The following is a 13,270-nucleotide window of genomic DNA, read 5'->3' as shown; positions in this document are numbered from 1 at the left end:
GCATCCGGAGTTACACCGGATACCATTGCTTTTTGTTTCCTGACCAGAAGGAGGAGAAGGCATATGTATGTCAGCGAGCAGGTGATTGTTCCGAAATATTTTGAATTCGATATGATGGGCATTATTTATCACGCCCATTATTTGGGATGGTTTGAGCTTGGGCGAACCAAGCTGTGCGAGGATCTGGGATTCAAATATATCGATATGGAGCGGGCAGGCTATATTTCTCCGGTTCACGAGATGAATGTGAAATATCATAAGGGCATTACGTATGGAGATGAGGTCATCCTTCAGACCCGGATTTTGGATAACGGGGGCGTCAAGACGGTTTACGGCTACGAGCTCTTCAACGGGGAAGGGACGCTGTGCGTTGAAGGAAAGTCTTCGCATTATGTCGTGAGACGTGAGGATTTCAAGCCGGTAGCCTTTAAAAAGGTATTTCCAGAATGGTATGCGGCATTTGACCGGGCAAGCAAACTTTGAAAAAGCGGGCATGAAGCGGTAAAATACTCTTATTGACTATTCTCATCCCACCGGATGTTTTATTGTAAAGGAGTTTTTACATGCGCAAATGGATCGCTGTCATTATTGCTCTGGCGTTTGTCGCTGAGTTTTGGGCTTACGTCGAAGTGGGTGAGCGGCTCGGAGTTGGTAAAACGATATTTCTTACCCTAGCTACCTCGATCATCGGGGGATTGATGATGCAGTTCGAAGGACGTAAGGTCATGGCTGACGCAAAGGCGCAAATGACCGGAGGACAGGTTCCCGGCCGAATGATGCTGGATGGCATTTGCGTGTTCGCCGGAGGCATCATGCTGCTTGCCCCGGGCTTTATTACGGATCTCATCGGTTTTACCATGGTATTTCCGTTGACCAGACCGCTTTATCGCCTGCTGCTCATGAAATGGATCGGAAAGAAGATCAAGGAAGGAAAAATTACATTTTTTCGCCGTTAAACCGTACGCAGCCGGACTCCCGAGAGTCCGGCTCTTTCTGTTAATGAAGAGATATTTAAATTTTAGCGGAGCCGCCCGCTGACGATATAATTTCGGAGGTCACGAACCACTCCTGCACGAATGATTGCTCCGATGATGACCAGAGATACAGGGCCGATAATCAAGCCAAGCACGCCGAATAATTTCAATCCGGCAAACGTGGCGATTAATACGGGCAATGGTTCAAGCCCTACGCTAGTGGCTAGCACCTTGGGCTCGATAAGCTGGCGCGAGACGAGAAGCAGGCCGTACAGAATTGACAATCCAATGCCAAGCGACAGGTCGCCGCTTACGTAAGCATAAACGAGCCAGGGGATCATGATTGTCCCGACGCCAAGATAGGGCAGAAGGTCTACGAAACCGATTAAAAGGGCGTAGGTAAAGGCCGACTCGACCCCTAGAATCAATAGTCCGATCAATACGATGACAGCTGTAATTGAAATCATAATAAACTGAGTCTGCAGGTAACCGAATAAGGCTTTTTGCAGGTCGTTCCAAATCTCCCGGGCTGTTTGCTGAAAAGGCTCCGGGATGAAACGGGTGAGCAGCTGCAAATTTTGATTCCAGTTTTTGCTCATAAAGAACGCGGCAAGCAAAATAACGAGCACGATAATGCCAAGGCTGGGAAGGGAGGTCAGTAAATTGACGACACCGTTTAATAGGCTTGCTACCGCACGGGAAATGGCGCTGCTGATGTTCACGGCTGTGGAATCAAAGTTCTTATGCAGGGTGTTGGAATAACCGGGATGGCTTGCGATAAAGCGGTTGATCTCGTTAAGAATGTTTTGAAGCTTTTCGTTCTGGCTCCACTCCAAGAAGGCGTTTTTCCATTTCTCGATGCTTAGGTCCAGAGACTCTGTAACATGGATTAATTCTTTGACGAGCCGGGTTACTGCGGCAGAGAAGACGATGATTGCGCTCCCGAAATAGACCAGCAGCGCCAGGATGACGGATAACCAGCGAGGAAGGCGGAAATGCCGGTCAAGCCATGAAACAAATGGATTCATCATATAGGCAACAAACCAGGCGATCAGGAAGGGGTACAGCAGAGGAATCAGCCAGTAAGCAAGCAGCAGCAGGGCCACAAGCAATGAGCACACCCAGGCGCCCCGCAGCACGCGTTTGACAAATACGTTGTTCACACGTTCTCCTCCTTCCTAAGATAAATCTATTAATGCGTATGGACGAGTATGAGTATGTCTGTAAAATTTCACTCCTTGTGATCAATGTCATTGCAATCTGCAATCGTTTACAAAAAAACTTTTATCACTGTAATAAAACATTTTGATAAACGTGTTTCTCTCAGATTGTTCCCTTGCTTCCGTAAATCCAGTATGATGATTTAGGAGGCATTTTAGAGTAGTGCTGTATCATAAATGGCGTCCTCCGGCCATATTTTGAAAATTTTAATCTTTTAAAATGTAAATGTTTTCATCCGCTAGTTTTATCATAATTCGTTACAAAGGAGAGATACACTATGACAGCTACTAAAGGCCTCGAAGGTATTGTCGCAGCTACATCCTCGATTAGCTCCATTCATGACGGCGTCCTCGCTTACCGCGGGATCAATATCGACGAACTGGCAGAACGTGCAAGTTACGAAGAGACCGCTTATTTACTTTGGTACGGCAAATTGCCTACGAAATCCCAATTGTTGACCCTGCAGCAGCAGCTCAGCGAATACGCAGCAGTACCTCAAGCGGTACTGGAGCAAATGAAGCTTTATCCAAAGGATGCCAATACGATGGCCGTGCTGCGGACCGGCGTGTCGGCTCTTGCTTTGTATGATGAGAATGCAAATGATATCTCCCGGGAGAGCAATCAGCTGAAGGCGATCAAGCTGCAAGCCCAGCTGCCGACGCTGATCGCCGCTTATGCGCGCATCCGCGACGGCAAGGAGCCGATTGCGCCATTAAAGGATGTATCTCTTGCTTACAATTTCCTTTATATGCTGTCCGGCGAGAAACCGGATGAGGTTGCGGTTCGCGCCTTGGACCAGGCTCTTGTCCTGCATGCCGATCATGAGCTGAATGCTTCGACGTTCTCGGCACGCGTAACCATTGCTACGCTGTCTGATATTTATTCCGGGATTACCTCGGCTATTGGGACGTTGAAAGGGCCTTTGCATGGAGGCGCTAACGAAGCCGTAATGAACATGCTTAGCGAAATCGGAACGCTGGATAAGGCGGAAGGATATATTCAGAATAAGCTGAACAACCGGGAGAAAATTATGGGCTTCGGCCACCGCGTTTATAAAAACGGGGATCCGCGCGCCAAGCATCTGCAGAAGATGTCCCGCGAGCTTAGCGTTCTGAAGGGCGATTCTACGCTGTATGATATTTCCGTGAAGGTCGAAGAGCTTGTTACCGGACAAAAGGGATTGAAGCCGAACGTAGACTTCTATTCGGCGTCCGTATACACGCTGCTTGGCATCCCTAGCGACCTCTTTACGCCGATCTTTGCAATCAGCCGCCTCTCGGGCTGGACGGCTCATATTTTGGAGCAGCTCGATGACAATCGGATCATTCGTCCGCGCGCTGATTATGTTGGCCCGACGAATCAACGTTATATTCCGATCGATATGAGGTAAATTGAATGAAGCATCCGGTCTTCAATCTATGATAGAATGGAGACCGGACAAGTATTACTAATTCACTTGAGGAGGAAACCATCAACATGTTGAAATTAGAAAAGTTTGCTCTGCCTACAGAAGGGCAAAAAATTGAAATTCAGGACGGCAAACTGCAGGTTCCTAACAATCCGATCATTCCGTTCATCGAGGGCGATGGCACAGGCCGCGATATCTGGAGAGCTTCCAAGCGTGTGCTGGACTCCGCAGTTGAGAAAGCATACGGCGGCGAGAAGAAAATTGCCTGGTATGAAGTTTTTGCTGGCGAGAAAGCCTACAATACATACGGAGAGTGGCTGCCAGCCGATACGCTGACGGCGATCCGCGAGTATATTGTAGCCATCAAAGGCCCGCTTACGACGCCAATCGGCGGCGGAATCCGTTCCCTGAACGTAGCATTGCGCCAGGAGCTTGACTTGTATGTATGTCTGCGTCCTGTACGTTACTTCGACGGTGTGCCGTCTCCGGTCAAGCATCCTGAACTGGTAGATATGGTTATCTTCCGTGAGAACACAGAAGACATCTACGCGGGCATCGAATATAAAGAAGGTTCTGAAGAAGTGAAGAAGGTGCTTGCGTTCCTGCAAAAGGAAATGGGCGTTAACAAAATCCGCTTCCCGGAAACGTCCGGTATCGGGATCAAGCCGGTATCGGCTGAAGGCTCCAAGCGCCTCGTTCGCGCTGCGGTTGAATATGCGATCAAGCATGGCCGCAAGAGCGTAACCCTAGTTCATAAAGGCAACATCATGAAATTTACGGAAGGCGCCTTCAAGAACTGGGGCTATGAAGTAGCGGAAGAGGAATTCGGCGATAAGGTGTTCACTTGGGCTCAATATGACCGGATTAAAGAAGAGTCCGGCACGGAAGCTGCCAACAAGGCGCAGAAGGATGCTCAGGACAGCGGCAAGATCATTATCAAGGACGCCATCGCGGACATCGCTTTGCAGCAGGTCTTGACTCGTCCGACAGATTTCGACGTCATTGCGACGCTGAACCTGAACGGCGACTATCTGTCCGATGCACTCGCAGCTCAAGTAGGCGGCATTGGTATTGCGCCAGGCGCGAACATCAACTATGTGACAGGACACGCGATTTTTGAAGCTACCCATGGTACGGCTCCAAAATATGCGGATCTGGACGTGGTTAACCCTGGTTCTGTTATCTTGTCTGGCGTCATGCTCCTCGAGCATTTGGGCTGGCAGGAAGCAGCTGACCTCATCTACAAAGGGCTTGAAGCATCGATTAATAATAAGACCGTTACCTATGATTTTGCACGTTTGATGGAAGGCGCAACAGAAGTGAAATGCTCTGAGTTTGCAGATCAAGTCATCAAAAACATGTAATGTAGGAGGTCTTGACTATCGTGGCCATTCATCGTAAGAAAATCACAGTCGTCGGCGCCGGATTTACCGGCGCAACGACTGCGCTGATGCTGGCACAGAAAGAACTCGGCGATATCGTTCTGCTGGATATTCCTCAATTGGAGAATCCAACAAAGGGGAAGGCGCTCGATATGCTGGAAGCAAGCCCGGTGCAGGGCTTCGACAGCAGCATCACAGGCACTTCTTCCTATGAGGATGCCGCGAATTCCGACATCGTGATCATTACGGCGGGAATCGCCCGCAAGCCGGGAATGAGCAGGGATGACCTTGTAAGCACAAATGCAGGTATCGTTCGCACGGTGTGCGAGAACGTGAAGAAGTATTGCCCGGACTCGACTGTCATCATTTTGAGCAACCCGGTCGATGCTATGACTTATGCCGCTTATCAAGCACTAGGATTCCCTAAGAACCGCGTCATCGGCCAATCCGGCGTACTTGACACGGCCCGCTATTGCACGTTTATCGCGCAGGAGCTTAACGTATCCGTCGAGGATGTCCGCGGCTTCGTGCTTGGCGGCCATGGCGACGACATGGTGCCGCTTGTGCGGTATTCCAGTGTTGGAGGCATTCCAATCGATACGCTGCTTTCCAAAGAGCGCATCGAGGCGATTGTTCAGCGGACCCGCGTAGGCGGCGGGGAAATCGTTAACCTGCTCGGCAGCGGCAGTGCTTATTATGCACCCGCAGCTTCGCTTGTCCAAATGACGGAAGCGATCCTGAAGGACAAGAAACGTGTCCTTCCGGTTATCGCTTTGCTGGAAGGCGAATATGGCTACGATCAATTGTTCATGGGCGTCCCCGTCATCCTAGGCGGCAATGGCATCGAGAGAATTTTCGAGCTGGAGCTGACGGCCGATGAGAAGGCTGCGCTGGATAAATCCGCAGACTCGGTACGCAATGTCATCAAGATCGTTCAAGGCTGAAGTATATTACCCGCTGACGGGTATCAAAAAGCAAACCTCTCTTCGGAGCAGGTTTGTTTTTCTGTAAATGAAGAGAAGGAGACTATAAACGTTGTTCTTCTTTTTATAGACGGCTATAATAGGTTTTATATAGTAATCAATCTAATTGACGAATGGAAGGCGGTTTAAGTATGTTTCAAGTTATGCTGTTTCTTCACATTATCGGGGCACTGGCGCTAGGCTTTTATTTGGTTTTGCCGTTTGTATTCGGAGCTATCGGCAAGCTTTCGCTGGCGGCCCAAGAGGGAACCCTCTCGGCGGTTAATTCTTTAAATCGCTTTGCTCAGTTCGGACTTGTGATTCAGTTGTTGACCGGGGGATATTTGGTCGGTCAAGGCGGCTATTCCGTACCATGGATGATTGTGGTGGTCCTCCTGTTTCTTGCAATCGGCGCGCTTGGCGGAGTTATGGCCAAACCACTGAAGCTGGCGATTGGAAGCATTCGCGAAAATAAGAATATTACGGCCCAAGCCGGCAAGCTTCGCACACTAAGCGTACTGCTGTCGGTCAGCGTTATCCTCATTTCCTTCCTGATGGTATTTTCGACGATTATTTGAATGAACTATAAAAACCTCCGCTTTCGAATTTCGAAAAGCGGAGGTTTTTTTCATGCAGTGGCGAAATAATTAGTATTGGGGAATTTTAGAGGTTGCTGTCATTTTGCATATCGTCCAAGTGAGTAAAAATCATCTTGATGGTGTCCAAAGCTAACTGTTTCTCCTTCGGCGAGCGGTGAATCATAATCTGATTGATTTGGTTCAGGAAATGGTCGTCATTGATTTCGATGGAATCGTGAAGCAAGTAGTCGACGGTTACACCTAATTGATTCGCTAGTTTGACCAGAGTTTCTAACGATAAGCTCCTTTCGCCTCGTTCAATTTGACCTATGTACGCATCGGAAACTTCTATCTTCTCGGCAAGCTTTTCCTGGGTCAAATGCATCTTATGACGTTCTTGGCGCAGCCTTTTGCCCAATGATCTATAATCCATAACACCCCTCCTGTAATTAACCATAGTGAGTATGAGAGGTAAAGATAATATACTATTAGTTTTGTTTGTATTTACTCCAAGCATTAAATGGGTTAATATGTAATCAATGATTAATTTTTTCTATATTTCCATTCAATATTCTATTATTGCCATTTATAAGGAGAGAAACCATGTCTGCTCAACCTATTCTTGTATCCGTCATTATTTCGGTGCAGAACGAAGGAATTGATTTACAGACAACACTGGAGTCCATGAAGGTATCCCGTGTCGCTCCCCGTTACGAAATTATTATCGTGGACGAGGGTTCCGTGGACGGTTGTTGTGATTTCCTGATGCACTTCAAATTCGATATGCCGCTTCGCAAATTGAAGGCGCAGCGCGGAATTTCTTCCCGGCAGCTGGGCGCTTCCCACGCTCTGGGGGAATATTTGATTTTTTGCAGTCCGAGGCTTTATTTCGAGGATGGATGGATGGAGGCTCTGCTGGAGCCGATTCAGCAAGGCAGGGCGGATTGTTCAACGCCTTCGTTTACATCACAGGGTCGTCCGGTAAATATCCCGCAATGCAGCAGTCCACCGGGGGGATTATGCGCTTCGATTTACAGTTATCCGGCCGTTACAGAGGAAGGCGACATTCCTTGGCTGTCTTGGGATTGCTTTGCCATAAGACGCCAGACACTAGAGGAATTGGGGGGGCTTGCGGACGGATTCTATACGAAGGAAATTGAGACTGCTGAGTTTTCCCTGAGGACCTGGTTATCTGGACGGGTATGTTATTACGTTCCTCATATAACCCTGACGATTGTTTTTAGGCATAATTATCCGCCGGATCATCGGCTTGCTTACTGGGGCAGCGATCTCATTGCCTTTACACGAATCCATTTCGAGAAGGAGACCGTTGCCAAGATACGGGAGCTTGTTATAGCCTGTGATGGGGAGCAGCCTGGAGCTCCTGACCGGGAAGGACTTGAAGAAGCAAGGGAGAAGTATTTAGGGCTTCGCCAGCATGATCCGCTTTGGTTCGCGAACCGCTTTGACATTACGCTGTAAATGCAGCCAACTTGTTTAAGCCTTTGCTCGTTGTGGTAATTTCCAATTGACCCGACCTTGAGCTGCACGTATTTGCAGATACCGGCATAAGCCGTCTGCCAAAGGTTATTCTAACAAGGGAAGGGAATGAAATACACAAGCGAGGAAGGAGAATGCAGCATGTCAGGAAGCGGACAAACCAAGCAAACCATGCCTCCGCAGCATCAGAACCAGCGGCCCGGAATCGAAGAAGAAATGAATCCGCGCCCGAAATACGAAGGGAACTATAAAGCAGCGGGCAAGCTCCAGGGCAAAGTTGCGCTAATTACGGGGGGAGACAGCGGAATCGGAAGAGCCGTAGCTTTAGCATATGCCAAAGAGGGCGCCGACGTAGCTATCGTATATTTGAACGAAAATGAGGATGCGAAGCTGACGAAGCAGGAGGTCGAGCAGGAGGGCAGGAAATGCCTGCTTATTTCCGGGGATTTAGGAGACGAATCGTTCGCCAAACAGGCAGTAGAGCAAACGGTCAACGAACTGGGCGGTCTCGATATCCTGATCAACAATGCTGCCGAGCAGCATCCGCAGGAGGACATTACGGACATAACGGCCGAGCAGCTCGAGAGAACATTCCGGACGAATATTTTTGCGATGTTCTTTGTGACGAAGGCAGCGATGGCTCATCTAAAGAAAGGCAGTGCGATCATCAATACGGCCTCCGTAACAGCCTATCGCGGGAATCCGCAGCTGATTGATTATTCCGCAACTAAAGGGGCGATCGTCAGCTTCACGCGGGCCCTGTCCATGAACATCGTCGGCAAGAAAGGAATCCGTGTTAACGCGGTTGCACCCGGTCCGATCTGGACGCCTCTCATACCATCCACATTTGATAAGGAACAAGTGGCCCAATTCGGAGCGAATACACCGATGCAGCGCCCTGGCCAGCCGGAAGAACTGGCTCCAGCCTACGTGTTCTTAGGCTCGGATGATTCATCCTACATTAGCGGGCAGGTATTGCATATCAACGGCGGAGAGATCGTGAACGGATAATTGGCCTTATACAGCGGCACGGGTTCGTCTTATAAGCAACCCATGGATAATCGCTCTTAAGGAGAGGGGTAGCCCGATCCTTAGAGCGATTTATTTTTTTACAGATAACTCAGCTTTGCTCGGACAGTTCGTCAAGCGTCATGTCAAAGCTTGGCGCCAAATGCTCAAGGAAATAATCGATCTCCTGCAGGCCCAGCCGCTGCAGCTTATCCAGCAGCTGCTCCTTGGCTACAGCAAATTCTCGATTGCCCGATGTAAGCTCCCAGGCACATTTCAAGTACGCATCCAGGCTGTCGGCAGCTTTGACATATTTGAGAAGCTCGTCATCCCCGGTTTTCCGGTTAGCATGGTGATTCGGAGATAACAATGCTCCGTACGTCGGCTTCAGCTCTGGAGGGACCATGGAGAGAAGACGTTCTGCGGCTATTTCTTCCATCTCGCGAAAGCTTGAGAGCAAGCGAGGGTTATGATGCTTTACGGGGGTCGGGATGTCGCCGGTGAATACCTCTGTTGCATCATGGAATAGGGCGAGCGTCGCCGCGCGATCCGAATTCAGACTGCGCCCGTACAAGCTGTTGCCTATTTCGCAGAGGAGGTGGGTCAGTAAGGCGACATGGAAGGAATGCTCGGCAACATTCTCGGTGGCCGTGCTGCGCATAAGGCTCCAGCGTTTGATGGAGCGCAGGCGGTACATGTAGGCAGAAAAATGAAAATGATAGTTCATCAGTGAGATACCTCTCTTCTTGACCGGCAAATTTGAACAGAATATGTCAACGAGTCACTTTGTTTATGTTATTATAAGACTAAAGAACAGGTTAATCCAACAGTAAGATTCACGGCAATTTTATGTCCATTAGTCACACGAAGACAAGAGAGGGGATCTTGGATTATGCTGCAGTTTGAACAGAGCGTTTATGAACTCATTGTGGAGACTTCAACGAATTTGCCAGGAGATGTGCGCCGGGCTGTAAAACGTGGGGCACTGGCGGAAAATCGGGAGACGAGAGCAGGGCTGGCTCTTTCCACGATCACCACAAATATCAAAATGGCGGAGGATCAAATATCACCAATTTGCCAGGATACGGGGATGCCTACCTTTATCATTCATACTCCTGTAGGCGTGAATCAAATTGAGTTGAAGAAGGGAATCCTCGCCGCAATCAAGCGTGCGACCAAGGAAGGCAAGCTGCGGCCTAACTCGGTTGATTCGTTAACCGGGGAGAACAGCGGGGACAATCTCGGTGCGGGAACGCCTGTGATCCATTTTGAGCAGTGGGAAGAGGATTTCATAGATATTCGCCTAATACTCAAAGGCGGCGGCTGCGAGAACAAGAATATCCAGTACAGCCTTCCAGCCGAGCTTGAAGGACTCGGGCGTGCTGGACGGGATTTGGACGGTATTCGAAAGTGTATCCTGCATGCGGTGTATCAAGCCCAGGGCCAAGGCTGCAGCGCCGGGTTTATAGGCGTAGGCATCGGCGGTGACCGGACGACAGGGTATGAGCTGGCAAAGCAGCAGCTGTTCCGTTCCGCGGATGATGTGAATCCGGTAAATGAGCTTAGACAGCTGGAAGAATATATTATGGACAATGCGAACAAGCTGGGGATTGGAACAATGGGCTTCGGTGGTGAAGTGACGCTGCTTGGCTGCAAAGTCGGAGCCGCAAACCGCCTGCCGGCAAGCTTCTTCGTATCGGTAGCGTATAACTGCTGGGCTTTCCGCCGGCAAGGGATTGCCATAGATCCCGCTAACGGCGAAATCAAGAGCTGGCTCTACGAGCGGGGATCCGAGGTGGCGATGGATAACGAGCCCGACGCTTCGGTGAAAGCGGATGCAGCTCCGCAGGCTAGCCGCGAAGTCGTTCTGCAAACCCCGATTACGGAGGAGCAGATTCGCAGCCTGCGGGTTGGAGATGTTGTTGTTATCAAAGGCGAAATCCACACGGGCCGCGACGCCCTTCATAAATATTTGATGGATCATGATGCTCCGGTCGATTTGAACGGCGCCGTCATTTATCACTGCGGACCGGTTATGTTGAAGGACGAGGAAGGCTGGCATGTAAAGGCTGCTGGGCCAACCACAAGTATCCGCGAGGAGCCTTATCAAGGCGACATTATTAAGAAATTCGGCATTCGCGCCGTAATCGGCAAGGGCGGCATGGGCCAGAAGACGCTTGCGGCGCTGAAAGAGCATGGCGGCGTTTATCTGAATGCTATTGGCGGCGCGGCGCAGTATTACGCCGAGTGCATTAAGAAGGTCAACGGGGTGGATTACATGGAGTTTGGCATCCCTGAGGCGATGTGGCATCTGGAGGTCGATGGCTTTGCGGCGATCGTTACGATGGATTCGCATGGAGAGAGCCTGCATGCGGATGTCGAGAAGTCTTCGCTAGAGAAGCTGGCGGCTTTCAAAGAGCCAGTATTCAAATAAGGCATGAAGACGTTTCGAACACGACTGACGCTCATTTTGATGAGCTTGATCGGTATTTCCATGCTTGCCGCCGGGCTATCTATGGTTCGGGTATTCAAAGATTCGCATATTCGTGCCCTGGAGGAGAATCTGGTCCGGGAAATCAGTTTGCTCGAGTATACCTTCTCATTTCGGCCGCTTGATAATAGTCCGCTGATGGTGGAATATTATACCCGGGAAGCGAAGGAACTGGAGCAGCGCATTAATTCCCGGGTTACCTTTATCGCCTTGGATGGCCAAGTTGTTGGAGATTCGGAGAAAAATGCCGCTGACATGGACAATCACTTGAACCGTGAGGAAATCGTCTCCGCTTCCCAAGGGGAATTCGGAAGCGTAATCCGGCATAGTGAGACGCTTCATGAAGATATGCTCTATGTCGCTCATAAGGTATACTCGGAAGAAGGCTTCGATGGATATATTCGTCTGTCGATGAGCCTGAATGCCATTGACGAAGGATTGAATCGGGGCTGGGCCTGGATGGCCGGGGGCCTCGTCATCCTGTTCCTGGCGGCTGGGCTGCTCAGCTACCGGATCGCCGGTGGGCTGACGAAGCCGCTGGAGCATATTACGCGCGTAGCCAACCGAATTTCCCGCCTGGACTATGACGCCCGAGTCAAATTGCATCGCAAGGATGAGATCGGACAGTTGGGTTTTGCGATTAACGGCATGGCGGATAGCCTGCAGCAGCAGCTCAAGTGGATCAGGGACAACGAGGATTTGATGCAGAGCGTGCTTGCGAACATGACCGGGGGAATCGTGATGGTGGACGCTGCAAGCCAGATCGCCTTGGTAAACCGAGAGGCAGAGCGGATTCTGCATATGAGAGCGGATCAGCTCTTAGGCAAGCCATTCACCGTCCTGAAGCGGAATTACGAATTCATGAAATTCATGGAGGAGGGCATACAGCGCAAGGAGTATTTGCAGGAGGAGCGCAACGTGTATGATCCGGAGGAGAGAATGCTTCATTTCGATGGCGTACCGATGAGTGAAGATGACGGAAGCTATCGGGGCATGCTGTTCCTGCTTCAAGATGTGACCGATATTCGCAGGTTGGAAAGAATGCGCAGTGAATTCGTTGCCAATGTATCCCACGAGCTCAAAACACCGATTGCAGCCGTTAAAGGCTTCGCCGAGACCCTGCTCGCCGGTGGAGTCAAGGATACGGAGACGATGCGCTCCTTCCTGCAAATCATTTACGATGAAGCAGACCGATTGAATCGCCTGATTGGAGACATCCTGGAACTGTCGAAGATCGAATCCAAGCGCGCTCCTCTAGAATATGCTCCGATTCATCTGAAGGAATTACTCGACAGCGTCGTCGAAGTGCTGCTTCCAGCGGCGAACAAAAAATCGATCGTACTGTTGCAGGATGTTCCGGAACATCTATTTATCGAGGCGGACGAGGATCGGCTGCGGCAAATATTCCTCAATCTCATTTCTAACGCAATTAGCTATACCCTTGAAGGCGGAAGAGTGAGAATTGCTGCTGAAGTGTTGAACGAGGGCGGGGAGCATGAGGCAATTCGCTTTACGGTCAGCGATACAGGGATCGGCATTCCGAAGAAGGATTTGCCGCGCATTTTTGAGCGTTTCTATAGAGTGGACAAGGCCCGTTCCCGCGGGTCGGGCGGTACGGGGCTCGGACTGTCGATCGTCAAGCACTTGGTGGATTTGCATCGGGGGACGATTCGGGTAGAAAGCAAAGTGGGTGAAGGCACATCGTTCATTCTGGAACTGCCGTTGATGCATCCCATAGAATAATGG

The 13,270-nt window shown here is 50.1% G+C and carries 13 protein-coding genes; 10 read left to right on the top strand and 3 right to left on the bottom strand.

Features of this window, described 5'->3' with window-relative positions; all coding sequences use genetic code 11:
• Positions 1-63 precede the first annotated feature (63 nt).
• Positions 64-483: an acyl-CoA thioesterase gene (locus GNP95_RS01995; protein ID WP_155609233.1), complete on the top strand. Its 420-nt coding sequence runs from the start codon at positions 64-66 to the stop codon at positions 481-483.
• An 80-nt stretch (positions 484-563) separates the two neighbouring features.
• Complete coding sequence (locus GNP95_RS01990) at positions 564-956, top strand: FxsA family protein (protein ID WP_155609232.1); 393 nt, start codon at positions 564-566, stop codon at positions 954-956.
• A 62-nt stretch (positions 957-1,018) separates the two neighbouring features.
• Here GNP95_RS01990 and ytvI read toward each other — a convergent pair whose 3' ends face one another.
• On the bottom strand, positions 1,019-2,137 hold the full coding sequence (gene ytvI / locus GNP95_RS01985) for a sporulation integral membrane protein YtvI (protein WP_213588968.1): 1,119 nt from the start codon (positions 2,135-2,137) through the stop codon (positions 1,019-1,021).
• Between the two features lie 335 nt (positions 2,138-2,472).
• Between ytvI and citZ the strand changes: the two genes are divergently transcribed.
• The 4 genes from citZ (at position 2,473) to GNP95_RS01965 (ending at position 6,525) form a co-directional block, all read left to right on the top strand.
• Positions 2,473-3,585, top strand: a complete 1,113-nt coding sequence (citZ, locus tag GNP95_RS01980) for a citrate synthase (RefSeq protein WP_155609231.1) — start codon at positions 2,473-2,475, stop codon at positions 3,583-3,585.
• Positions 3,586-3,671: 86 nt separating this feature from the next.
• Positions 3,672-4,967: an NADP-dependent isocitrate dehydrogenase gene (gene icd / locus GNP95_RS01975; protein WP_155609230.1), complete on the top strand. Its 1,296-nt coding sequence runs from the start codon at positions 3,672-3,674 to the stop codon at positions 4,965-4,967.
• A gap of 20 nt (positions 4,968-4,987) precedes the next feature.
• A complete protein-coding gene (gene mdh / locus GNP95_RS01970; RefSeq protein WP_213588967.1) occupies positions 4,988-5,929 on the top strand; it encodes a malate dehydrogenase in 942 nt (313 codons plus the stop codon).
• A 170-nt stretch (positions 5,930-6,099) separates the two neighbouring features.
• Positions 6,100-6,525 carry a hypothetical protein gene (locus GNP95_RS01965; protein ID WP_155609228.1) on the top strand — a complete coding sequence of 142 codons (426 nt, stop codon included), beginning with the start codon at positions 6,100-6,102 and terminating at the stop codon, positions 6,523-6,525.
• An 85-nt stretch (positions 6,526-6,610) separates the two neighbouring features.
• Here the strand turns inward: GNP95_RS01965 and GNP95_RS01960 are convergent, their stop codons facing one another.
• The gene (locus GNP95_RS01960; RefSeq protein WP_155609227.1) at positions 6,611-6,958 is read right to left on the bottom strand and encodes a helix-turn-helix domain-containing protein; all 348 of its coding nucleotides are present in this window, start codon (positions 6,956-6,958) and stop codon (positions 6,611-6,613) included.
• A gap of 170 nt (positions 6,959-7,128) precedes the next feature.
• Between GNP95_RS01960 and GNP95_RS01955 the strand changes: the two genes are divergently transcribed.
• Positions 7,129-8,007, top strand: a complete 879-nt coding sequence (locus GNP95_RS01955; protein WP_155609226.1) for a glycosyltransferase family 2 protein — start codon at positions 7,129-7,131, stop codon at positions 8,005-8,007.
• 159 nt (positions 8,008-8,166) lie between these two features.
• On the top strand, positions 8,167-9,036 hold the full coding sequence (locus GNP95_RS01950; protein WP_155609225.1) for an SDR family oxidoreductase: 870 nt from the start codon (positions 8,167-8,169) through the stop codon (positions 9,034-9,036).
• 109 nt (positions 9,037-9,145) lie between these two features.
• Here GNP95_RS01950 and yfbR read toward each other — a convergent pair whose 3' ends face one another.
• A complete protein-coding gene (gene yfbR / locus GNP95_RS01945) occupies positions 9,146-9,760 on the bottom strand; it encodes a 5'-deoxynucleotidase (RefSeq protein ID WP_155609224.1) in 615 nt (204 codons plus the stop codon).
• A 165-nt stretch (positions 9,761-9,925) separates the two neighbouring features.
• Here yfbR and GNP95_RS01940 point away from each other — a divergent pair, with 165 nt between their 5' ends.
• Both GNP95_RS01940 and pnpS read left to right on the top strand, forming a co-directional pair.
• Positions 9,926-11,467, top strand: coding sequence for a fumarate hydratase (locus GNP95_RS01940; protein WP_155609223.1), 1,542 nt, complete (start codon positions 9,926-9,928; stop codon positions 11,465-11,467).
• Between the two features lie 3 nt (positions 11,468-11,470).
• The gene (gene pnpS, locus GNP95_RS01935; protein WP_155609222.1) at positions 11,471-13,267 is read left to right on the top strand and encodes a two-component system histidine kinase PnpS; all 1,797 of its coding nucleotides are present in this window, start codon (positions 11,471-11,473) and stop codon (positions 13,265-13,267) included.
• The last annotated feature ends 3 nt before the right edge of the window (positions 13,268-13,270 follow it).

Origin of the sequence: Paenibacillus woosongensis (genome assembly GCF_009725165.1) — a bacterium.
GTDB lineage: Bacteria > Bacillota > Bacilli > Paenibacillales > Paenibacillaceae > Fontibacillus > Fontibacillus woosongensis.
The sequence above is the reverse complement of the archived record's forward strand: the minus strand, read 5'-3'. Positions and strand labels throughout refer to the sequence as shown.

Coding starts and splice junctions, on each gene's coding strand:
- GNP95_RS01995 (WP_155609233.1), top strand. CDS start 64: ATGTATGTCAGCGAGCAGGTGATTGTTCCGAAATATTTTGAATTCGAT.
- GNP95_RS01990 (WP_155609232.1), top strand. CDS start 564: ATGCGCAAATGGATCGCTGTCATTATTGCTCTGGCGTTTGTCGCTGAG.
- citZ (WP_155609231.1), top strand. CDS start 2,473: ATGACAGCTACTAAAGGCCTCGAAGGTATTGTCGCAGCTACATCCTCG.
- icd (WP_155609230.1), top strand. CDS start 3,672: ATGTTGAAATTAGAAAAGTTTGCTCTGCCTACAGAAGGGCAAAAAATT.
- GNP95_RS01965 (WP_155609228.1), top strand. CDS start 6,100: ATGTTTCAAGTTATGCTGTTTCTTCACATTATCGGGGCACTGGCGCTA.
- GNP95_RS01960 (WP_155609227.1), bottom strand. CDS start 6,958: ATGGATTATAGATCATTGGGCAAAAGGCTGCGCCAAGAACGTCATAAG.
- GNP95_RS01955 (WP_155609226.1), top strand. CDS start 7,129: ATGTCTGCTCAACCTATTCTTGTATCCGTCATTATTTCGGTGCAGAAC.
- GNP95_RS01950 (WP_155609225.1), top strand. CDS start 8,167: ATGTCAGGAAGCGGACAAACCAAGCAAACCATGCCTCCGCAGCATCAG.
- yfbR (WP_155609224.1), bottom strand. CDS start 9,760: ATGAACTATCATTTTCATTTTTCTGCCTACATGTACCGCCTGCGCTCC.
- GNP95_RS01940 (WP_155609223.1), top strand. CDS start 9,926: ATGCTGCAGTTTGAACAGAGCGTTTATGAACTCATTGTGGAGACTTCA.
- pnpS (WP_155609222.1), top strand. CDS start 11,471: ATGAAGACGTTTCGAACACGACTGACGCTCATTTTGATGAGCTTGATC.